Source organism: Candidatus Rokuibacteriota bacterium (genome assembly GCA_030647435.1).
Classification (GTDB): Bacteria; Methylomirabilota; Methylomirabilia; order Rokubacteriales; family CSP1-6; genus AR37.
On the sequence record JAUSJX010000078.1, the window covers coordinates 1 to 19,641 of the forward strand.

18 protein-coding genes are annotated in these 19,641 nt (G+C 69.7%); 6 read left to right on the forward strand and 12 right to left on the reverse strand.

Annotation, left to right across the window (positions count from 1 at the left end; all coding sequences use genetic code 11):
- Nucleotides 1-177: 177 nt before the first annotated feature.
- Nucleotides 178-1,668, reverse strand: coding sequence for a 3-isopropylmalate dehydratase large subunit (gene leuC / locus Q7W02_13950; protein ID MDO8477268.1), 1,491 nt, complete (start codon nucleotides 1,666-1,668; stop codon nucleotides 178-180).
- A 37-nt stretch (nucleotides 1,669-1,705) separates the two neighbouring features.
- Nucleotides 1,706-2,572 carry an isocitrate lyase/PEP mutase family protein gene (locus tag Q7W02_13955; GenBank protein ID MDO8477269.1) on the reverse strand — a complete coding sequence of 289 codons (867 nt, stop codon included), beginning with the start codon at nucleotides 2,570-2,572 and terminating at the stop codon, nucleotides 1,706-1,708.
- A gap of 101 nt (nucleotides 2,573-2,673) precedes the next feature.
- Here Q7W02_13955 and Q7W02_13960 point away from each other — a divergent pair, with 101 nt between their 5' ends.
- The 6 genes from Q7W02_13960 to Q7W02_13985 all read left to right on the forward strand — a co-directional run bounded on the left by Q7W02_13960 (nucleotide 2,674) and on the right by Q7W02_13985 (nucleotide 8,675).
- Nucleotides 2,674-3,699, forward strand: coding sequence for an ABC transporter substrate-binding protein (locus Q7W02_13960; GenBank protein ID MDO8477270.1), 1,026 nt, complete (start codon nucleotides 2,674-2,676; stop codon nucleotides 3,697-3,699).
- A gap of 44 nt (nucleotides 3,700-3,743) precedes the next feature.
- Nucleotides 3,744-4,547, forward strand: a complete 804-nt coding sequence (locus Q7W02_13965) for an ABC transporter ATP-binding protein (protein ID MDO8477271.1) — start codon at nucleotides 3,744-3,746, stop codon at nucleotides 4,545-4,547.
- Nucleotides 4,548-4,571: 24 nt separating this feature from the next.
- A complete protein-coding gene (locus Q7W02_13970; protein ID MDO8477272.1) occupies nucleotides 4,572-5,354 on the forward strand; it encodes an ABC transporter permease in 783 nt (260 codons plus the stop codon).
- A gap of 107 nt (nucleotides 5,355-5,461) precedes the next feature.
- The gene (locus tag Q7W02_13975) at nucleotides 5,462-6,826 is read left to right on the forward strand and encodes an extracellular solute-binding protein (GenBank protein MDO8477273.1); all 1,365 of its coding nucleotides are present in this window, start codon (nucleotides 5,462-5,464) and stop codon (nucleotides 6,824-6,826) included.
- Between the two features lie 24 nt (nucleotides 6,827-6,850).
- Complete coding sequence (locus Q7W02_13980) at nucleotides 6,851-7,810, forward strand: sugar ABC transporter permease (protein MDO8477274.1); 960 nt, start codon at nucleotides 6,851-6,853, stop codon at nucleotides 7,808-7,810.
- On the forward strand, nucleotides 7,800-8,675 hold the full coding sequence (locus Q7W02_13985) for a carbohydrate ABC transporter permease (GenBank protein MDO8477275.1): 876 nt from the start codon (nucleotides 7,800-7,802) through the stop codon (nucleotides 8,673-8,675). Before Q7W02_13980 ends, Q7W02_13985 begins: the two co-directional genes overlap by 11 nt.
- On the opposite strand, the gene Q7W02_13990 is transcribed toward Q7W02_13985, so the two are convergent.
- From Q7W02_13990 to Q7W02_14035, 10 genes are all read right to left on the reverse strand, one after another.
- On the reverse strand, nucleotides 8,665-9,540 hold the full coding sequence (locus Q7W02_13990) for a xanthine dehydrogenase family protein subunit M (protein ID MDO8477276.1): 876 nt from the start codon (nucleotides 9,538-9,540) through the stop codon (nucleotides 8,665-8,667). The two genes, Q7W02_13985 and Q7W02_13990, sit on opposite strands and share 11 nt — an antisense overlap.
- Nucleotides 9,540-10,001: a (2Fe-2S)-binding protein gene (locus Q7W02_13995; GenBank protein MDO8477277.1), complete on the reverse strand. Its 462-nt coding sequence runs from the start codon at nucleotides 9,999-10,001 to the stop codon at nucleotides 9,540-9,542. Before Q7W02_13995 ends, Q7W02_13990 begins: the two co-directional genes overlap by 1 nt.
- A 22-nt stretch (nucleotides 10,002-10,023) precedes the next feature.
- Nucleotides 10,024-10,521 carry a carbon monoxide dehydrogenase subunit G gene (locus tag Q7W02_14000; GenBank protein ID MDO8477278.1) on the reverse strand — a complete coding sequence of 166 codons (498 nt, stop codon included), beginning with the start codon at nucleotides 10,519-10,521 and terminating at the stop codon, nucleotides 10,024-10,026.
- A 10-nt stretch (nucleotides 10,522-10,531) separates the two neighbouring features.
- Nucleotides 10,532-12,886, reverse strand: a complete 2,355-nt coding sequence (locus tag Q7W02_14005) for a xanthine dehydrogenase family protein molybdopterin-binding subunit (protein ID MDO8477279.1) — start codon at nucleotides 12,884-12,886, stop codon at nucleotides 10,532-10,534.
- Between the two features lie 135 nt (nucleotides 12,887-13,021).
- Nucleotides 13,022-13,801: an SDR family NAD(P)-dependent oxidoreductase gene (locus Q7W02_14010; protein MDO8477280.1), complete on the reverse strand. Its 780-nt coding sequence runs from the start codon at nucleotides 13,799-13,801 to the stop codon at nucleotides 13,022-13,024.
- Nucleotides 13,798-15,432: a hydantoinase B/oxoprolinase family protein gene (locus tag Q7W02_14015; protein ID MDO8477281.1), complete on the reverse strand. Its 1,635-nt coding sequence runs from the start codon at nucleotides 15,430-15,432 to the stop codon at nucleotides 13,798-13,800. Before Q7W02_14015 ends, Q7W02_14010 begins: the two co-directional genes overlap by 4 nt.
- Nucleotides 15,429-17,435 (reverse strand): hydantoinase/oxoprolinase family protein, encoded by a 2,007-nt coding sequence (locus Q7W02_14020; protein ID MDO8477282.1) that lies wholly within the window; start codon nucleotides 17,433-17,435, stop codon nucleotides 15,429-15,431. The genes Q7W02_14015 and Q7W02_14020 overlap by 4 nt, the downstream gene beginning before the upstream one ends.
- A gap of 106 nt (nucleotides 17,436-17,541) precedes the next feature.
- Nucleotides 17,542-18,096, reverse strand: a complete 555-nt coding sequence (locus Q7W02_14025; GenBank protein MDO8477283.1) for a thiamine pyrophosphate-dependent enzyme — start codon at nucleotides 18,094-18,096, stop codon at nucleotides 17,542-17,544.
- Nucleotides 18,093-18,587 carry a thiamine pyrophosphate-binding protein gene (locus Q7W02_14030; GenBank protein ID MDO8477284.1) on the reverse strand — a complete coding sequence of 165 codons (495 nt, stop codon included), beginning with the start codon at nucleotides 18,585-18,587 and terminating at the stop codon, nucleotides 18,093-18,095. Before Q7W02_14030 ends, Q7W02_14025 begins: the two co-directional genes overlap by 4 nt.
- Nucleotides 18,584-19,639: an ABC transporter ATP-binding protein gene (locus Q7W02_14035; protein MDO8477285.1), complete on the reverse strand. Its 1,056-nt coding sequence runs from the start codon at nucleotides 19,637-19,639 to the stop codon at nucleotides 18,584-18,586. The genes Q7W02_14030 and Q7W02_14035 overlap by 4 nt, the downstream gene beginning before the upstream one ends.
- Nucleotides 19,640-19,641: the final 2 nt, after the last annotated feature.

A 19,641-nucleotide genomic window follows, 5' to 3' on the forward strand; every position in this document is an offset into this window, starting at 1 on the left:
CGGCGTTGAAGCGCACATCGTGGAAGAAGAACTGCTGGTAGCCGGCCTCCCGCGGCTTGCGCAGGAAGCGCGCCGGGATGACGCGGTCGGTGTCGATGTTCGGCAGGTCCATCGGGACGGCGGCCGCCGTGAGCGTCGTGAAGGGGATCATGGCCGCCCCCTCACACCACCCCTCACCTACTCAGCCCTCGCCTCGCGGCTGTGCCGCTCACCTCGAACTGCGGCCCTCTCCCCTGCGGGGGGAGGGAACTCTGATCCCCTCTCCCCCGATGGGGGAGTGGGATGTAATGTGCGGACGTCGGTGAGCCGCCCGGTGACGGCGGCGGCCACCGCCATGGCCGGGCTCATGAGATGCGTGCGGGCGCCCTTGCCCTGGCGCCCCTCGAAATTGCGGTTGGAGGTCGAGGCAACGCGCTCACCCTCGCGCGCCGTGTCGCCGTTCATCCCGAGGCACATCGAGCAGCCGGGCTCGCGCCACTCGAAGCCGGCCGCGGTGAAGATCTCGTGGAGACCCTCGGCCTCGGCGGCGCGCTTGATGAGCCCGGAGCCCGGGACCACCCAGGCCGTCACCACGGCGCGGCGCCCTTTGGCGACCGCCGCCGCGGCGCGCAGGTCCTCGATGCGGCCGTTCGTGCAGGAGCCGATGAAGACGCGGTCCACGGCGATCTCGGTCAGCGGCAGCCCTGGCCGGAGGCCCATGTAGTCGAGCGCGCGCCCCATGGCCTGGCGCCGGGCCGGATCGCCCTCCCGCGCGGGATCGGGCACGCTCCCCGTGATGGGCAGCGCGTCCTGCGGGCTCGTGCCCCAGGTAACGGTGGGCGCGATGCCGCCGGCGTCCAGCTCGACCTCCCTGTCGAACACGGCGTCGGGATCCGACGGGAGGGTCTTCCAGTACGCGAGCGCCTTCGTCCAATGCTCGCCCTTCGGCGCATAGGGCCGGCCCTCGACGTAGGCGAACGTCGTCGAATCGGGCGCGATCATGCCGGCGCGCGCGCCCGCCTCGATGGACATGTTGCAGACGGTCATCCGCTCCTCCATGGACATGGCGGCGATGGCCGGCCCGGCGTACTCGATGGCGTGCCCCACCCCGCCGGCGGCGCCGATCTTGGCGATGATGGCGAGGATCACGTCCTTGGCCGTGATGCCCGCGGGACGCGCGCCCGTCACCGTGATCCGCATGACCTTGGGCTTCTTCTGCCATAGGCACTGCGTCGCGAGCACGTGCTCGACCTCGGTCGAGCCGATGCCGAAGGCGAGCGCCCCGAAGGCCCCGTGGGTCGCCGTGTGAGAGTCGCCGCAGACGAGGACGATGCCCGGCTGCGTCAGCCCCTGCTCGGGGCCTATCACGTGGACAATCCCCTGGCGCGCATCGCCCGGCCCGAAGAGCGTGACGCCCTCTTCCCGCGTGGAGCGGGTCAGACCTTCTACCATGCCGCGGATCTCGTCGTTGGCCAGCGCCTCCGACCCCGGCCCCGTCGGGACATAGTGGTCCGCCGTGGCGACGAGGCCCCCGGGCCGCCGCACCGACCGCCCCGCCTTGCGGAGACGCGCGAACGCGTGGGTCGCGCCCTCGTGGAGCAGGTGCCGGTCGATGTACAGGAGCGACTGCCCGCCGGGCCCTTCGGCGACCACGTGGCGGTCCCAGATCTTCTCGAACATGGTGGGCATGGCAGCGTCTCCTGCTATCCCGCGTCCGCGCAGGGGGTCATGACCGCGGCGCGAATTTCTCTTCGATCTCGTGCCACCAGTCGAAGCCGACCTTGCGGAAGATGTCCATGGGCGAGAGCACGGGCCCGTCGTGCCAGTCCGTCCCCGTCTCCTTCAGCGACTGAAGCGCCCGCTCCATGGCCGGGACGGCCGCCGCCATGCACACCGCGGGGAAGATCACGATCTTGAAGCCGATCCGCTCGAGCTCCGCGACTTTGACCGCCGGCGTCTTCCCGCCCTGGACCATGTTGGCCAGGAGCGGCGCCTTGACCTCGCGGGCCACGCGGTGGATCTCGTCCTCGGTCTCCGGCGCCTCGACGAAGACGACGTCGGCGCCCGCCTCGGCGGCGCGGTTGCCTCGGTCGATGGCATCATCGAGCGACGTGACCGCGCGCGCGTCCGTCCGCGCGATGATGACGAAATCGGGATCGGTGCGGTGCTCGCTGGCGGCGCGGATCTTGTCGCAGAACTCCTGCGTCGGGATGACCTGCTTGCCGGCGATGTGGCCGCACTTCTTGGGCGCAACCTGGTCCTCCATGTGCAGCCCCGCGACGCCGGCGCGCTCGTACTCCCGCACGGTGCGCACGACGTTCAGGACGTTGCCGTAGCCCGTGTCCGCGTCGGCGATGACCGGCAGCGACACGCAGGAGGCCAAGTGCGACGCGTGGTTCGCCATCTCGGTGAGCGTGGCGAGCCCCAGGTCTGGCTGGCCCAGGTGCGAGGCCGCCGTGCCCGCGCCCGTCATGTAGACGCAGCGGAAGCCGGCGGCCTCGATGAGACGCGCGGAGAAGCCGTCGTAGGCGCCCGGGGCGACGATGATCCCGGGCTCCTTCATCATCTGGCGGAGACGCGTGGTGGTGCGCATGGGAGAGCCCTTTCCCGGGCCCTCGGGCCCGCGGCGGTGACAGGAGCGGATTGTTCTACGATCCTCCCGGGCTGTCAATGTGGCACCATGGACGGCGACCTATGACCGCCTCCAAGGCGAGCGCGGAGCAGACCGACATTGGCAGGCGCGCGCTACTCGCCGGCGCTGCGTCCGTCCTTGCGGCGCCCGCCCCAGGTTGGGCGCAGAAGCCCGACCGGGTCGTCTTCGGCACCAACTGGCGCGCACAGGCCGAGCACGGCGGCTTCTACCAGGCCGTCGCGATGGGCCTGTACCGCCGCCGCGGCCTCGACGTCACGATCCGCCAGGGCGGGCCGCAGATCAACAGCGCCCAGCTCCTGGCAGCCGGGCGTCTCGACTTCAACATGGGCGCGAGCCTCTTCGGCGCGCTCAACTATCTCCAGAGCGGCGTGCCCATCGTCACCCTCGCCGCCATCTTCCAGAAGGACCCGCAGATCCTGATGGCGCACCCGGGCCAGGGCCACGACTCTCTCCCCGCGCTCAAGGGCAAGCCGATCATGATCTCGGCGGGGGCGCAGTCGACGTACTGGCAGTTCCTCAAACACCGCTTCGGCTACACCGACACCCAGATCCGCCCCTACACCTTTCAGCTGGCGCCTTTCCTCGCGGACAAGAAGGCGATCCAGCAGGGGTATCTCACGAGCGAGCCCTTCAAGGCCGAGCAGGCGGGCGTGAAGCCGGTCGTCCTGCTGCTGGTCGACGGCGGCTACGCGAGCTACACGACCACCATCGAGACCCGCGCCGACGTCGTCCGGGACAAGCCCGACCTGGTCCAGCGCTTCGTGGACGCCTCGATCGAGGGCTGGTACGGCTACCTCGACGGCGATCCCGGGCCGGCCAATCGCCTCATCAAGCGCGACAACCCGGACATGACCGACCCGCTGATCGCCTACGCGATCGCCGCCATGAAGCGCCACGGCATCGTGGTCTCGGGGGATGCGCTCACGCTCGGCATCGGCGCCATGACCGACGCGCGCTGGAAGGACTTCTTCGATATCATGTCGTCCGCGGGCGTCTTCCCTCCCACCCTCGAGTACCGCCGCGCCTACACGCTCCAGTTCGTCAACAAGAAGGTCGGGATGAAGTGACGGGCGCCGCGCCCCCCGTCACTCCCATAGTCACGCTCCGGGGGGTGAGCCGCCTCTATCCGAGCGGCACGCAGGCCCTCGACCGGCTGTCGTTGAGTGTCGCGGAGGGAGAATTCCTGACGCTCCTCGGCCCCTCGGGCTGCGGCAAGACCACGCTCCTCCGGCTGATCGCCGGACTGGCCGAGCCCTCGGACGGGCGCGTCGAGTGGTCGCCGGACGGCGGCGCGCGCCGGCTCGGCTTCGTCTTCCAGGAGCCGACGCTCATGCCGTGGGCGCGCGTGGAGGACAACATCCGGCTGCCGCTCATGCTGGCCGCCGTGAGCCCGGCCGAGTCGGCGGCCCGGGTCCGCGAGGCCACGGCGCACGTCGGCCTCGAGGGCTTCGAGCGCGCGTACCCGCGCGAGCTCTCCGGCGGGATGAAGATGCGCGTGTCCATCGCGCGGGCGCTGGTGACCCAGCCGCAAATCCTATTGATGGACGAGCCCTTCGCGGCTCTCGACGAGATCACGCGCTTCAAGCTCGAGAACGACCTCTCGTCCCTGGCGCACCGGCAACGGCTGACCGTGCTCTTCGTCACCCACAGCGTCTTCGAGTCCGTGTATCTCGGCAGCCGCGTGGTCGTCCTGTCGCCCCGGCCGGGGCGCGTCGCGGCCGAGTTCCGGGTGGAAGCTCCCACGCCGCGCGGCGAGGCCTTCAGGACTTCCTCCGCCTACCTCGAGGCCTGCCGCCAAGTCTCGGCGCTCCTCGCTTCCGCCATGGAGAGCCCCCTCACCCTGACCCTCTCCCCCTCCGGGGGCGAGGGGATCAACCCGACTCCCTCTCCCTCTGGAGGGAGAGGGCAGGGGTGAGGGTGGAGCGTGGTTTCGCGCACAATGCGACGTAGGGACCGCGTGCTCGCTCCGGCGCTCGTCGGGCTCGCAGCCCTGGCGGCCTGGGAAGCGGTGGTGCGCCTGGAAGGCATCCCGCCCTATATCCTGCCGGGGCCCATCCTGGTCGCGCGCACCGTGGTCGCCGACTGGGGCACGCTCTTCCCCTCGCTGCTCGTCACGCTCGCCATCACGGGCGCGGCCTTCCTGGTCGCGGCCGTGCTCGGGCTCGCGCTGGCCGTCGTCTTCACCCAGTCTACGTTCATCGAGCGCGCCTTCTTCCCGTACGCCGTGATCCTCCAGGTGACGCCCATCGTCGCCATCGCCCCGCTCATCATTCTGTGGGTCAAGTGGATCCCGCTGGCGCTCTTGATCTGCGCCTGGCTCGTCGCGTTCTTTCCCGTGCTGTCCAACACGGTCCTGGGTCTCACCAGCACGGACAAGAACCTGGTGGATCTCTTCCGCCTGTACGGCGCCACGCGGTGGCAGGCCTTCCGCTACCTCCGCCTGCCGGCCGCTCTGCCCTACTTCTTCGGCGGCCTCAAGATCAGCGGTGGGCTCGCGCTGATCGGCGCCGTCGTGGCCGAGTTCGTTGCGGGGACGGGCGGGGCGCAGTCGGGGCTCGCCTTTCGCATCCTCGAGGCGGGCTACACGCTCCAGATCCCGCGGATGTTCGCCGCGCTCTTCCTGATCTCCGCCGCCGGGGTGCTGATCTTCGCGCTCCTGACCGGGCTCAGCCGGCTGGCGCTCCGCCGCTGGCACGAGAGCGAGCTCGAACCCGGCGATTGAGCTATTGTGCGCCGCCGCCGCGGTGAGGTAGCATTCACCCACAAGCCGCCCTCGACCCCACAGGGGCACCTACGCCCCGATGCCATGCTCATCCAAAGGAGGACGAGATGGACAGCCGACTGAAGGATCTGGCAGAGAAGCTGGATGCGGGCCTCATCGCCCGGCGCGAATTCCTCCGCAGGGCCGCCGTCGTCACGGGCGGCACCGCGGTGGGGCTCAAGGCGCTGGAGGGCATGGCGGGAGCGCAGAGCCAGACCAAGCTCAGAGTGTGGCTCTTCAAGAGCTTTGTCACCGCCGGCAATGACATCCTGGCCAAGCAAGTCGAGGGCTGGGCGGCGGAGCGGAAGGTGCAGGTGGAGATGGACTGGGCCACCTTCGGCGACCGTGAGCAGAAGTTCGTGGCCGCCATCGAGGCCGGCAACCCGCCTGATATGGCCGAGATGAACTACCAGGGGCCGACGCGCTACAAACCCGCGCTCCGGGACGTGACCAAGCTCGCCAAGGACATCGCGGGCGCCCGCGGCGGCCTGCTGCCCTACGCCGAGCGGATCCTCAATAACAACGGGCAATACTTCGGTGTCGGCCGGCTGGCCTTCGGCGGCGGCTTCTTCGTCCGGAAGGACCTCCTCGACGCCAAGGGCGTCAAGCTGCCCAAGGTGTACGATCCCGACGTGGTCGAGATGGCCAAGAAGACCCAGGACCCCTCCAAGGATCTCTGGGGCTTCGGCCAGACGCTGAACCGGTCCGACGATGGCAACGGATTCATGCAGAACATCCTCTGGGATTACGGCGGGAGCGCATGGGACAAGGACGGCAAGCCGGCGCTGAACACGACGTTCCAGAAGCAGAACCTCGAGGCGATCAAGTTCGCGGTGGACACGATCCAGAAGCACAAGATCCAGCCCCCGGGTGTCATGGGCTGGACCGACGTCCACAACAACGAAGCCTACATGGCCGGCAAGCTCGTCAGCACCAATAACGGCGCGAGCCTCTACTACGCCATGGTAGCCAAGAAGAACCCGCTGGCCGAGAAGACCCAGGTGATCTTGACCCCCGGCGGGCCCGCCGGTAGCTTCGTCGGCTCCACCCCCTACAACTGGGGCATCTTCCAGAAGACCAAGCACGTCGAGCTCTGCGAGGATCTGGTCCGCTGGGTGGAGGACGAGAAGCGCTTTGACGAGTACACGAAGGCGTCCATCGGCCAAGCAGGAGCCGTATACAAGTCGAGGGCCGACAATCCCTACTGGAAGACGGATCCCAACTTCGAGGGCATGTTGCAGAACCTTCTCCGAGGTGTGTGGGTCGGCTATCCGGGCCCGTTCAGCGCCGCCGCCGTCGAGGTGCAGGCGCAGTACATCCTCTGCGACATGGCGGGGCGCGTTGTGGTCGGTGGGCTCTCCCCCGAGGCCGCGCTCAAGGAAGCCCACGCCCGGGTGGAGGAGATCTACAAGATCCGCGGCGGCAAGGCGTAACCGGGAGCCTTCGAGGAGAGTCGCATGCCAACGACGGCCGCGCAGCTCAGCACCAAGAGCGCCGCCCTCGAGCGGAAGGTCCGGACGGGACGGGTCGGGCTCAAGCGCTGGCTTGGGCCCGATTACCGCCTCGGTTTCCTCTTCGTGCTGCCCATCGTCGTGCTCGTCCTCGCTCTGGTCGCCTATCCCTTCGGCTATGCCGTGTACCTGAGCATGACGCGGAAGTACGTCGGGCTGCCACCCGTCTTCGTGGGGTTCGAGAACTACGTCAAGCTCACCTTCGACGGCTTCTTCCAGCGGGCCGTCGTCAACAGCTTCGTGTTCACCTTCGGCTCCGTCGGCGTCAAGCTCCTGCTCGGCATGGGCATGGCGCTCGTCTTGACGTCGCAGATCCGCTTCAGGAGCTTCTGGACCGGCGTGCTGCTGATCCCGTGGGTGGCGCCCACCGTCGTCAGCGCCCTCAACTTCCTGTGGATCTACGACGCCAGCTTCGGTGTGCTGAACTACCTGCTGGTGAAGGTGTTCCGCATCCTGCCCCAGGGCGTGGGCTGGCTCAGCGAGGCGGGCACCGCAATGGCGTCGGTGATCGCCGTGAACGTCTGGCGCGGCTTCCCGTTCTTCGGCATCAGCTTCCTGGCCGGCATGAAGGGCATCCCCGGCGAGCTGTACGAAGCGGCCGCCGTGGACGGCGCGAGCCCGCTTAAGCGCTTCCGGCACGTCACCCTGCCGGGCATCCGGAACATCTTGATCATCGTGATGCTGCTATCGACCATCTGGACATTCAACGACTTTGCGATCGTGTACATCCTGACCAAGGGCGGGCCGGGCGGGACCACCATGGTGCTGCCCGTCTTCACCTACGAGATGGCCTTCGGCGCGCAGCGGCTGGGCGAGGCCATCGCCGCCGCACTCTACATGCTGCCCCCGCTCGCCTTCGTGATCATCGTGCTGGCGCGGCACATGAGACGTGGCCGTGCAAAGTAGCGGGATGGTGCGGGGCGGGGGACGGCGGAGACAGGCTGCCACTGGCCGGCTGCAGTCGGCAGTGTCCTACGCCGTGCTGCTGACGCTGCTCCTGATCGTCATCTTCCCCTTCTACTGGATGACGATCACGTCCTTCAAGAACGAGGATCAGATGCGGAGCCTGGTCTCCATGTTCTGGCCCTCGCCGGTCGTTGACGAGAACTACCGGCAGCTCCTGGGCAAGACCGACTTCGTCGCCTGGTACAAGAACAGCATCATCGTCGCCTTCACCAGCACCTTCCTAGCCACCGCCATCGGCACCATCGGGGCCTATGCGCTGGCGCGCCTGCGCTTTCTCGGGCGGGCGTTCATGGCCAGCGCGGTGCTCATCACGTACCTGGTGCCGCCCTCCATCCTGTTCATCCCGCTCTACGCCCAGATCAGGAACCTCGGCCTCGCCGATAGCCTCACCGGCCTCATCGTCGCCTACCCGAGCTTCACCGTGCCCTTCGTGACCTGGCTCCTGATGGGCTACTTCGAGTCCATCCCGGAGGAGCTGGAAGAGTCGGCGATGATCGACGGCGCCACCCGCTTCGGCGCGTTCTACCGGATCGTGCTGCCGCTTGCCGCCCCGGGCCTGCTCGCCGCCGGGCTCTACGCGTTCACCCAGTCGTGGAACGAGTTCCTCTACGCGCTCGTCTTCATCACCAACGTGAAGCTGCGGACCCTTCCCGTGGGACTCTCCAGCTTCATCACGGGCGACGTCTACGGCTGGGGCTATCTCATGGCGGGAGCGGTGCTGACGACGCTGCCGGTGATCGTGGCCTACATCTATCTCCAGAAGTACATGGTCGAGGGGCTGACCGCCGGGAGCGTCAAGGGCTAGTCTGGCCGTCCCGCAGCGCCGTGAGCAGCCGGCGCACCCAGACGCGAATCATCTCCCTCCGGTAGTCGGCTGAGCCCATCAGGTCCGACAGCGGCTCGGCTTCTCCAGCCGCGGCATCGGCCGCTCCGCGTATCGCACGATCGGTGAGCTCCTGCCCCTTCACCATAGTTTCAGCCCGGCGCGCGCGCATGGGCGTGGGCGCCGCGCCCGCGAGAGCGACCCTGATCTCGTCAACCCGCTTCGCAGCATCGAGGACGAGCAGCGCCGCCACCCCGATCAGCGGCTTGTCCTCGGCGGAGCGCGGGCAAAACTTCAGATAGCCGCTGCGGGCGCCGGTCGGCCCCGCGGGCACGCGCACCCCCGTCAGGATCTCGCCCGGCGCGACCGCCGTCTCGTAGAAGCCGGTGAAGAACTCGCCGATGGGCACCACGCGCTCGCCGACCGAGTCGGCCACGCGCACCTGGGCATCGAGGCAGAGAAGCGCGGGCGCAGGGTCCGAGGCCGCCTCGGCATAGCAGAGATTGCCGCCCAGCGTGGCCGTGCTGCGGATGGCAGGCGTGGCCACGCGCCCCGCGGCCTGGGCCAGCAATGGCCAGCCCGAGCGCAGGGCGCCATGGCGGGCGAGCGCCGCGAGGCTCGTCATGGCGCCGATCTCGAGCATGCCCTTGTCCACACGGATCCCGGAGAGCCCGGGTATGCGGTGCAGCGACACCAGCCGGTCCGGCGTGACGAGACCCAGTCGCATGGTCGGCACGAGCGCCGTGCCGCCCGCGATGAGGCGCGCTTCGCCGTCGAGCCGCGCCAGGATCTCGACGGCCTCGGGCACGCTTTCCGGCTCGGCCAAGGCGAATGGGCGGAGGCGCATCAGCGGCCCGCCGATGCGGCCAGCACGGCCTCGATGATCTTCGTGTAGCCGGTGCAGCGGCAGAGATTCCCGGCGAGCGCCTCGCGCACGTCGTGCTCGGTGGGCGACGGGTTCGACGCAAGGAGCGCGCGCGCCGAGAGCAGCATGCCGGGTGTGCAGAAGCCGCACTGGACGGCCCCCGCGCGGGCAAATGCCGTCTGGAGATGATCGGGCTCGCCATCGCGATCGAGCCCTTCCACCGTGAGGACGGCCCTGCCGCGGAGGCGAGAGGCGAGGACCAGGCAGGAGCGAACCGGCTCCCCGTCGAGCAGCACGGTGCAGGTACCGCATACGCCCTCGCCGCAGCCGTACTTGGTTCCGTTGAGCGCGAGCCCGTCGCGCAGCAGATCGAGCGTGGTCCAGTGGGCGGGCACGTCGATCCGGCAGGGCCGGCCATTGAGCGTGAAGTCGATGGAGATCATCGCCCCCTCACCCTCCGCCCCCTCACCCTGCCCTCTCCCCCGGTGGGGGAGAGGGGTTGGAGGGAGAGGGATTCTGTTCGAGGGCGGTCTTCACGTTCTGGGCGAAGACTCCCGCGAGCTCCTTGGCCTTGACCTTCATGACGGCATCGCCGATGGAGCCCAGCCGGCCCAGGACCGTGACGTCGCTCGCATAGGCGACTGCCGTGGCGCCGTCACCAGCGGGCGACAACTCCAGCGACGTGCGGACTTCGACCCGGCTGCCCAGGCGGCTGTCTTCACCTCGCCCTTCGGAGACGAGGCGGCGCGGCGGCTCCGCCTCGACGATTTCCATGCGCACGTCTTGACGCGTCGAGAGGAAGCCGACCTTGACGGTGAACCGCAGGCGATAGGTACGCTCGTCCACGACCTCGAGATCGTCACAGCCCGGGATGCAGGGCGCGAGGCGCTTCGGGTCGAGGAGGAAGGCCCAGACGGCCTCGGGCGGGGCATTGACCGTAAAGCGCTCTTCGAAGCGGGGCAAGGCTGCCCCCTCACCCTGCCCTCTCCCCCGATGGGGGAGAGGGATTCTTGACGCCCCCCACCAGGAGAAAGGGATTCGCGCGAAAGGAATTCTTCACGGCGGCGAGGACTCGTTCGGCGGTGATCGGGAACTGAGTGAGCGGCGCGCCGGCGGCGCGGGAGACCGCGTTCATCACGGCGGCAGGCGTCGGCGTCATCGCGGGCTCGCCGATGCCCTTGGCGCCGAAGGGGCCGAGCCCCTGCCCGGATTCGAGCAGGATGGTCACGATGGGCGGCGCGTCGAGCGTAGTCGGGATCTTGTAGTCGAGGAGATGCGGGTTCTTGGAGATGCCCTCCTCCAGGACCACCTCCTCGAGAAGCGCGTGCCCAAGCCCCTGGATGGCCCCGCCCTCGATCTGGCCCTCGACGCTCTGGCGATTGATGGCCTGGCCGATGTCATAGCAGGCGGCGAGCTTCGTCACGCGGGTCTGTCCCGTCTCCTCGTCCACCTCGACCTCGACCGCCTGCGTGCCGAAGGTGTAGTCGTTGAACGGCTTGCCCTGCCCCGTCGCGGGGTCGATGGTGGGCGCCGACGGCGCATCGTATTTGTCGAGGACCTGGACGGGGCGTCCCGCCGCTGTCGCAGCCTTGACGAGCGCGGGAAAGGCCACCGCTCGGTCCGGCGATCCGCGGACCATGGCCCGTCCGTCGGCCAGCTCGATATCGTCCGGGGCGGCTTCGAGCATCTCGGCCGCCTGGTCCGCCAGATGGCGCCGAACTTCGCGCGCGGCCTTGAGCACGGCATTGCCCGACATGAGGAGCTGGCGCGTGGCCGTGGTGGTGCCGGCGCGCGGAGTGAAGTGGCTGTCGCGCCCGACGGCGGTGACTTGCTCGACGGCAAGCCCCAGCACCTCCGCGGTGATGGAGCACAATGAAGCCGTCTGCCCGCCGCCCACGTCGGGCGCCGCGCAGCGGACCACCGCGGTGCCGTCGAGCTCCATGCCGACCCAGGCCGAGGCCGAGTCCCGCGTCCAGCACATGCGCCCATACGGCGTGAAGGAGGCGGCGAGCCCGCGCGCTCTCCTTATCGGCCCCTCACCCGCCCGCACCGGTCCCAGGGCCTCCCACGCTCGCCTCATGGTCTCGCCGAGCATCGGCTCGCTCTCGAGCACCTGCCCCGTGGCGATGCTGTCGCCCTTGCGAAGGAAGTTCTTCTCGCGGAGCTCGAGTGGGTCCATGCCGAGCGCGTGTGCCAGCGCGTCCATCTGCCCCTCGTACGCGACGCAGCTCTGGATGGAGCCGAAGGTGCGGTAGGCGCTCGCGATCGGGTTATTGGTGTAGACGGTGAAGGCGTCCACCTTGACGTGGGGCACGCGGTAGGGCCCGGTCGCCGTCACGAGGCTGTAGAGCAGCACCCACGGGGACAGGGCGGCATAGGCGCCGGAGTCCGAGATGAGCTCGGCCTCCATGGCCATTAGCTCCCCGCTCTTCGTGGCGCCGGTCTTGTACCGCAGCACATACGGATGGCGCTTGCCGTGGCCGATGAAGCTTTCTTCCCGGGAGAAGATCAGCTGGACGGGCCGGCGCGTCTTCCAGACCAGGAGGCCCAGCAGGCACTCGACGGTGACGTCCTCCTTGCCGCCGAAGCCGCCGCCAAGATACGCGCCCTCGATGCGCACGCGGCCGTGGGGCAATCGCAGCACCTCGGCGACGTCGCGAAAGTGCTCGAGCACCTGCGTGCTGACGCGCAGGACCAGCACGCCTTCAGCGTCTATCCATCCGATGCCGGACTCGGTCTCCAGGTACAGATGGTCCACGAATGGTGTCCGGTAGGTCCCCTCGACAACGACCTCGGCCCGCTTGAAACCGCCGGCGATATCGCCCTTCCGGATATGCCAGGCGCGCAGGAGATTGCCACTCTCGTGGACATGGGGCGCGCCGGGCTTGATCGCCTCGAGCGGATCGTAGACACCGGGCAGCGGCTCGTACTCGACGCGCACGCGCTCGGCCGCCTCGGCGGCGATCTCGGGCGTCTCGGCGGCGATGGCCACGACGGGCTCGCCCTGGAAGCGCACGCGCCCCTCCGCCAGCACAGGCTGCGTCGCGAGCACCGCGCCCGCCGTCGCCTCGGCCATGCGGCCGGGCAATTCCATGCGGAGAGCGTTTTGCGGCACGTCTTGGTGCGTCAGCACCGCGATGACGCCGGGCAGCGCGCGCGCCGCGCTCGTGTCGATGCGGACGATGCGCGCGGCGGCGTAGGGGCTCCGGACGATGCGGCCGTGGAGCATGCCGACCACCGCGAGATCGCCCGCGTAGATGGGACGGCCTCGCACCTTCTCCCAGGCGTCCGCCCGGGCCTGCGACCCGCCGACGACCCGATAGCTCATGAGATCTCGCTCAGGCCAGCCAATGGTCCCCCTCACCCCTACCCTCTCCCCCTCCGGGGGCGAGGGAGCCAGATCCCCTCTCCCCTTGAGGGGAGAGGGGAGGGTGAGGGGTATCAGCGTTGAGGGGTGTCTGCATCAGACGTCCCAGCCGCCGTCCACCGTCATCGATTGGCCGGTCATGTTCTTCGACTCGTCCGACACCAGGAAGAGCACGGCATTCGCGATGTCCTGCGAAACGGTGACGCGGCGGAGCGCCATCTCGTTGACATACTCCTGGTGGACCTGCTCGGGCGTCCAGCCGCGCTTCTTCGCCTTCTCGCGGCAGAGCTTGTCCATGCGGTCGCCCGCGACGATGCCCGGGTGCAGCGCGTTGACGTTCACGTTGTGGGGCCCGGCCTCGAGCGCCACCGTGCGGGTGAAGCCGCGCAGCGCCCACTTCGACGACGAGTAGGCCGCGCGGTACTTGTAGCCGCGCAGCCCCGAGGTCCCGCTGATATTGACCACCTTGCCGTACTTCTGCGCGATCATACCCGGCAGCACGTGCTTGGTGGGCAGGAAGGTGCCTACGATATTGGCCTCGAGAACGAAGCGGAAGTCCTCCACCCGGATCTCCTGCACGGGCGTCTCGATGGGCCCCGTCACCCCCGCGGCATTCACCAGGATATCGATGCGGCCGAAGGTCTCCGTCGTCTTGGCCACCATCCGCTGGACGGCGGCCTCGTCGGTGACGTCGCAGGGAACCACCAAGGCCCGGCGCCCGAGCTTCTCGATCTCGCCCTTGAGCGCCTCGAGCGGCGGGATATCACGCGCGGCCAGCGCGAGGTCCGCGCCTTCACGCGCGAGAGTGAGGCAGATGTCATGGCCCATGCCCTTGGCGGCGCCGGTGACGAGCGCGACGCGATTGTCGAGCTTCATGTGACGTATCCCTCCCTGCGGTCGGCCTCGCGCGATGCCGCGGGGCGCTCGGACGGATCGCCGTACCCGCCGCCGCCACAGGTCTCGAGCAGAACCAGATCGCCCTGGGCGAGCTTCATCGTCTCCTTGCCGCGAATGTCCCGCTCGCGCGGCGTGCCCGGGTTGAGCGTGATCCTGAAGGGCGCCGCCGCCTTGCCCCCGAAGAGCCCGTAGGGCGGCACGATGCGCCGCTCGATCATGGTCGTGAGCGTCACGTCCTGGCCCAGCACGCGATAGGCGCGGCGGAAGCCGAGGCCTCCGCGGTGCCGGCCGTCGCCGCCCGAGTTGGGTCGCAGCGCCAGCTCCTCGACCATGAGGGGATACTCGCTCTCGACGACCTCCACGGGCGTGTTCATCACGTTGGACATGTGCACGCGAATGGCCGAGGCGCCGTCCTTGCCGGTCGTGGCGCCTTCGCCGCCGCCATGCACCTCGTAGTAGACCGCCCAGCGCCCGTCCGCCATGCGCGCGCCCAGGATCAGGAGCCCCGCGGTGGTCGGGCCGCCGGCCTGCACGCGCTCGGGAATCACCTTTGCCAACGCCTTCACGATGGCGTCCACCACACGCTGGGAGGTCTCGTGATTGCCCCCGACCACGGGGCGATCGGGATCGGCGCTCAGCACGGTGCCCGGCGGCACGACCACGCGAAGGGGCCGGTAACAGCCTTCGTTGGGCGGCGCCTCCGGCGCGACCAGCGCCTTCATGGCGTAATACACGCCCGAGCAGGCGATGTAGTACGTGGTATTGACCGGGCCGAGCGCCTGGGGATCGGTACCCGTGAAGTCGAAGGTCGCCTCGTCGCCCAGCTTCTCGACGCGGACCTTGATGCGGATGCGCCGGTCCTCGATGCCGTCGTCGTCCAGGAAGTCCTCGCCTTCCCAGGCGCCGTCCGGCAGCGCGCGGAGAGCCGCCCGCATCTGCTCTTCGGACTCGTCGTGCAGCCGCTCGAAGCAGGCCGCAACCGTCAGGGCGCCATAGTGCGCGAAGAGCTCGTGGAGGCGTCGGCCGGCGACGTCGTTGGCGGCGAACTGGGCGAAGATGTCGCCCTCCCGCTCGCCGCGCCCGCGCAGGTTCGACAGCACGAAGTCGAGCACATGCTTCTCGGGGCCGTCCTTCGAAAAGAGCCGTATGGGCGCGATCCTGAGCCCCTCCTGGTAGCACTCGGTAGCCCACGGCACATAGCTGCCGGGCACGGCCCCGCCGATATCGGCCCAGTGAGCGAGGTTGATCGCGAAGGCGACCAGCCGCCCTTCGAAGAAGACCGGCCGCACGGCCTTGACGTCCGGCAGGTGATTGCCGCCCACCTCGGGCAGGTTGAGGAACCAGACATCCCCGTCGCGCAGCGTCTCCGCCGGCACGCGCTTGAGGAATTCCTTGACGGTAAAGCCCATGACCCCCATGTGGATCGGGATGTCGCGCCCCTGGGCGATGAGCCGCCCCTGCGCATCGGTGAGCGCGGACGAGAGGTCGCCCGCCTCCTTGAGCAGAGGCGAGCGGGCCGAGCGCATGACGATCACGCTCATCTCCTCGGCGATGGCATAGAGCCCGTTCCGAACGACCTCGAGCGTGACGGGGCTGAGCGCGGCGCTCATGCGCGGCCTCCTACCTCGATGACGAGGTTGCCGAGCCGGTCGGCGACACAGCGCTGACCCGGGTAGACCACGGTGGTGGACCACTCGTCCTCGACCATGGCGGGCCCCGCCACCGCCGGGCCCGGCGGCAGGCTCGTCCGGTCATAGCGCGCCATATCCACCGCTCCCGTCTCCTTGAAATAGGCGCGGTGCGAGCCCGTCGAGACGGCGGATGTCCCTGCGGGCGGCGGCGGCAGCGGCAGCGGCTCTTCGACGGCGCGGGCCGTGACGCGAAGGTTGACGCACTCGACGTTCTCCCCCGTCGCGTAGCCGTAGAGCCGGCGGTGGCACGCCTCGAAGGCGGCCTTGAGCGCGGCGGGCCCGCCGGGCACCCACCCGACCTCGAGCTCGTAGTTCTGCCCGACGTAGCGGAAGTCCAGGCTCCGCAGCACCAGCATCCGGGCTGGATCGTGGCCTTCGTCGAGGAGTGGACGCAGGCACTGCGCCTCGAGGGCCCGGAAGCGCTCCTCGACCACCTTGGCGTCCCAGGCATCGAGTCGCCCGCGGTGGGTCTGGACGGTGTCGTAGCGCAGCGGCGAGACGAGACAGCCGAGCGCCGAGAAGGCGCCCGAGTGAGCGGGCACGATGACGCTCGAGATCCCGGCCTGGAGCGCGAGGGCGCCCGCGTGGAGCGGGCCGGCGCCACCATAGGCGATCAGCGAGAACTCTCGGAGGTCGTAGCCGCGCTGGACGGACACGAGGCGCAGCGCGCGCAGCATGTTCGCATTGGCCACCTCGACCACGCCGTGAGCGGCCTCGATCAGCGTGAGCCCGAAGCGCCGGGCGAGCGGCGCGATGACCGATTCGGCACGCGCCGTGTCGAGGCGGATGGACCCGCCGTAGACCCGCTCGGGATTGAGGTAGCCCAGGAGGAGATTGGCATCGCTCACCGTGGGCTCCGTCCCGCCCTGCCCATAGCAGGCGGGCCCAGGCACCGCGCCCGCGCTCCGCGGCCCGACCTTGAGCGCGCCCGTCGCCTCGACTCTGGCGATGGAGCCCCCGCCCGCGCCGATGGACTCGACCGCGATCATGGGCAGCCGCGCCGGATAGTCGCCGAGCTTGCGCTGCCCCGCCGTCTCGGGGACTCCATCGGCGATCAGGCAGACATCCGTCGTCGTCCCGCCCATGTCGAAGGCGAGGGCGCGCGCGAGCCCGAGCGACCGCGCCGTGTGGGCCGCGGCGGCAACGCCACCCGCGGGGCCCGACATCGCCATGCTGAGCGGCCGGGCCTTGGCCGCCTCGACGGACATCATGCCGCCGGCCGAGTGGAGAAGGTGTAGCGGCTTGCCGCCCGTGCGGCGGGAGAGGTCGTCGAGGTAGCGCGCCGCGAGCGGCATGACCGAGGCATTGAGCACGGTGGTGCAGCTCCGCTCGTACTCGCGGAACTCGGCATTGATCTCGCTCGAGACGGAGACGTGCGGGAAGTGCGCCTCGAGAGCCAGCTGGAGCGCCTGCTCGTGGGCCGGCGCGGCGTAGGCGTGGAGCAGGCACACGGCGACGCTCTCGATGCCCTCGCGCTTGAAGTCCTCCACGATGGAGCCGATCTCTTCGAGGTGGAGCCGCGTCAGCACCGTGCCGTCGGGCGCCACGCGCTCCGTCACCTCGCGGCGCAAGCGGCGCGGCACGAGTGGCTCCGCCTTAGCGGGCAGGTCCAGGCGGTAGAGGTGGAGCCGGCTCATGCGCCCGATCTCCAGCACGTCGCGGAATCCGCGTGTGGTGATGAAGCCGACCGGGGCGCCGCGATGCTCGACGATGGCGTTGGTGACCATGGTGGTGCCGTGCGCCAGCGTGGCCCAGGGCCCCGTCCTGGGCGCGAGCGCCGCGATGCCATTGAGCACGCCCTCGGCCGGGCTGGCGGGCGTCGTCGGCACCTTGCACGACTCCATCCGCCCGGCCGGATCCCACGCGACCACATCCGTGAACGTCCCGCCGACGTCCACGCCTATCCGCACGCCCTCAGCCATGCTCAGTACCTTTCAGCGGGGTCAGGTCTTGAATTGACGCATTACCCGGCTACAGGAGCCGCGGACCCCCACGTCCTGATGTCGTATTTCAAGACCTGACCCCGATTTAGAGAGTGAACCGCGCCCGGATCTCTTCCGGGCGTTCCGAGTAGGGCGGGATCCGCTCCGCCGGATCGAACGCGATGGGCAGCACCAGCACTGCGGGACCGGCTGACCGGCGGGCGCGGTCGAGGGCCGGCGCGAGCCCGGCGGGCTCGCCCACTGTCTCCGCGCTCGCGATGCCCGAGGCGCGCGCCAGCGCAGCCCAGTCCACCGGTGCCGCGGGCAGGGCCTGCCCGCCCGACGACTCGTAGTGGCCGTTGACCCAGAGCACGATGGTCAGGTTGGCGGGCCGCGCGGCCGCCGCGGTTGCGAGCACGTTAGGGCTCATCAGGAGCGAGCCGTCGCCCTCGAGCGCGATCACGTGGCGCTCGGGACGCGAGAGCGCGATGCCGAGCGCGAGCGGCACGGCCGCGCCCATGGAGTCGCAGAGCGCGAAGACGGGCACCGTCACGTTCATGTGCGGCAGCCACCGCGCGTTCGCGCCCAGGCAGGACACCACCACGTCCTCCCGGGCGAGGGCGGCCACGAGCGCGTCGAGATAGGGTTTCCGGCCGGTCATGCCAGGTCCTCGCCGCTGATGAGCAACACGAAGGGCCCGCGAGACTCCGCAGCGAACTCGACCCCGCGCCTCACCTGTTCCGCGAGGTCTCCGGCGCGATCCGCCATGGTGTGCGGCAGCCGCCACGCCCCGAGCGTCGCCGCGGTCACCCGCCCCTTCGGGGCGTGGTAGTAGACGGGATCGCGGACATCGCCGCGGAGGGACACGATGAAGAAACACGGGATCCGGTAGAGCTCCACGAGGCCGGCCAGGACACCGCCGCAGTTGAGAAGCCCGGCGTTCTGGATGAGCACGGCGCCGCGGCCACCTACGAGGTTAGCCCCGCACGCCACGGCCACCGCCTCTTCCTCCCGCGCCACGTCCACCGCACGGATCGTCTTCGACACCCGCACGGCGGTCATGAGCCTGCCGATCCACGTGTCCGGCACCGATGCGGCCAGCGTCACGCCGGCGGCCTCGAGCCCGGCGCGGATGCGGTCCGCCCCGCTCACGCGAGCACCATGAACGCATCGGGCGGCAGCTGCAGATGCACGATCTGCCCTGGAGCGAGCCGCATCGGGGCGGGCTCGGTCACGAACACGAGAACGCGCTGGCCGTCGCCGAGCCGCGCCGTCACCTCGGTCAGGGAGCCCTGATAGACGAGCCCCTCGATCCGCGCCTCGGCCGTGCCCTCCCCGGGCCCGCCCGCCAGCCGCACGCGCTCGGGCCGGATGGCAAGCTCGACCTCTTCGCCCGCCCGGAGCGCCTCGCCGGCCGCCACGCGGATGGTCAGGCCGGGAGCGAGCGCCACCAGGTCCCGCGCGACGGCGCGGCCGCGCAGGACCGTGGAGGCGCCGATGAAGTCGGCGACGAAGCGGTTCGCCGGCCGCTCGTAGATCTCGCGCGGCGCGCCGAGCTGCTCGATCCGCCCGCGGCTCATGACGGCGATGCGGTCCGAGAGCCCGAGGGCCTCGGCCTGGTCGTGGGTGACGAAGACCGTGGTGATCCCGACCGAGCGCTGGATGGCCCTGAGCTCGTCGCGCATCCCCTCGCGCAGCTTCTTGTCCAGCGCCGCGAGCGGCTCGTCGAGGAGCACCACCCGCGGGCGGTACACGAGGGCCCGGGCGAGAGCCACGCGCTGCTGCATCCCGCCCGAGAGCTCGGCGGGCCGCTGCCGCCCGAGCCTGTCCAGGCGGACCAGCTCGAGGGCATCGTTCACACGGCGCCCGATCTCGGCCGCGGGCACGCGCCGCTCGCGGAGGCCGAACGCCACGTTCTCGAACACGGACAGGTGCGGGAAGAGAGCGTAGGACTGGAAGACGACGCCGAGGCCACGGAGGTGAGCCGGCCGGCCCGTCACGTCCTCGCCATCGATGAGGATCCGCCCCGCGGTCGGCTCGACGAAACCCGCGATCAGGCTGAGCGTCGTGGTCTTGCCGCAGCCCGAAGGCCCGAGCAAGGCGAGGAACTCGCCCTCGAAGATCGCGAGGTCCAGCGCGTCCACGGCGCGGACGCCGCCGTAATCCTTGGTGCAGCCCTGGAGCTCGACGACGGGCCGGGCCATGC

Excerpts from the sequence above, each read along its gene's own strand:
- Q7W02_13975 (MDO8477273.1), top strand. The coding sequence starts at position 5,462 with ATGGACAGCCGACTGAAGGATCTGGCAGAGAAGCTGGATGCGGGCCTC.
- Q7W02_13990 (MDO8477276.1), bottom strand. The coding sequence starts at position 9,540 with ATGCGCCTCCGCCCATTCGCCTTGGCCGAGCCGGAAAGCGTGCCCGAG.
- Q7W02_13960 (MDO8477270.1), top strand. The coding sequence starts at position 2,674 with ATGACCGCCTCCAAGGCGAGCGCGGAGCAGACCGACATTGGCAGGCGC.
- Q7W02_13955 (MDO8477269.1), bottom strand. The coding sequence starts at position 2,572 with ATGCGCACCACCACGCGTCTCCGCCAGATGATGAAGGAGCCCGGGATC.
- Q7W02_14020 (MDO8477282.1), bottom strand. The coding sequence starts at position 17,435 with ATGGCTGAGGGCGTGCGGATAGGCGTGGACGTCGGCGGGACGTTCACG.
- Q7W02_14025 (MDO8477283.1), bottom strand. The coding sequence starts at position 18,096 with ATGACCGGCCGGAAACCCTATCTCGACGCGCTCGTGGCCGCCCTCGCC.
- Q7W02_13995 (MDO8477277.1), bottom strand. The coding sequence starts at position 10,001 with ATGATCTCCATCGACTTCACGCTCAATGGCCGGCCCTGCCGGATCGAC.
- Q7W02_14010 (MDO8477280.1), bottom strand. The coding sequence starts at position 13,801 with ATGAAGCTCGACAATCGCGTCGCGCTCGTCACCGGCGCCGCCAAGGGC.
- Q7W02_14035 (MDO8477285.1), bottom strand. The coding sequence starts at position 19,639 with ATGGCCCGGCCCGTCGTCGAGCTCCAGGGCTGCACCAAGGATTACGGC.
- Q7W02_13980 (MDO8477274.1), top strand. The coding sequence starts at position 6,851 with ATGCCAACGACGGCCGCGCAGCTCAGCACCAAGAGCGCCGCCCTCGAG.
- Q7W02_14005 (MDO8477279.1), bottom strand. The coding sequence starts at position 12,886 with ATGAGCTATCGGGTCGTCGGCGGGTCGCAGGCCCGGGCGGACGCCTGG.
- Q7W02_13970 (MDO8477272.1), top strand. The coding sequence starts at position 4,572 with ATGCGACGTAGGGACCGCGTGCTCGCTCCGGCGCTCGTCGGGCTCGCA.
- leuC (MDO8477268.1), bottom strand. The coding sequence starts at position 1,668 with ATGCCCACCATGTTCGAGAAGATCTGGGACCGCCACGTGGTCGCCGAA.
- Q7W02_14015 (MDO8477281.1), bottom strand. The coding sequence starts at position 15,432 with ATGAGCGCCGCGCTCAGCCCCGTCACGCTCGAGGTCGTTCGGAACGGG.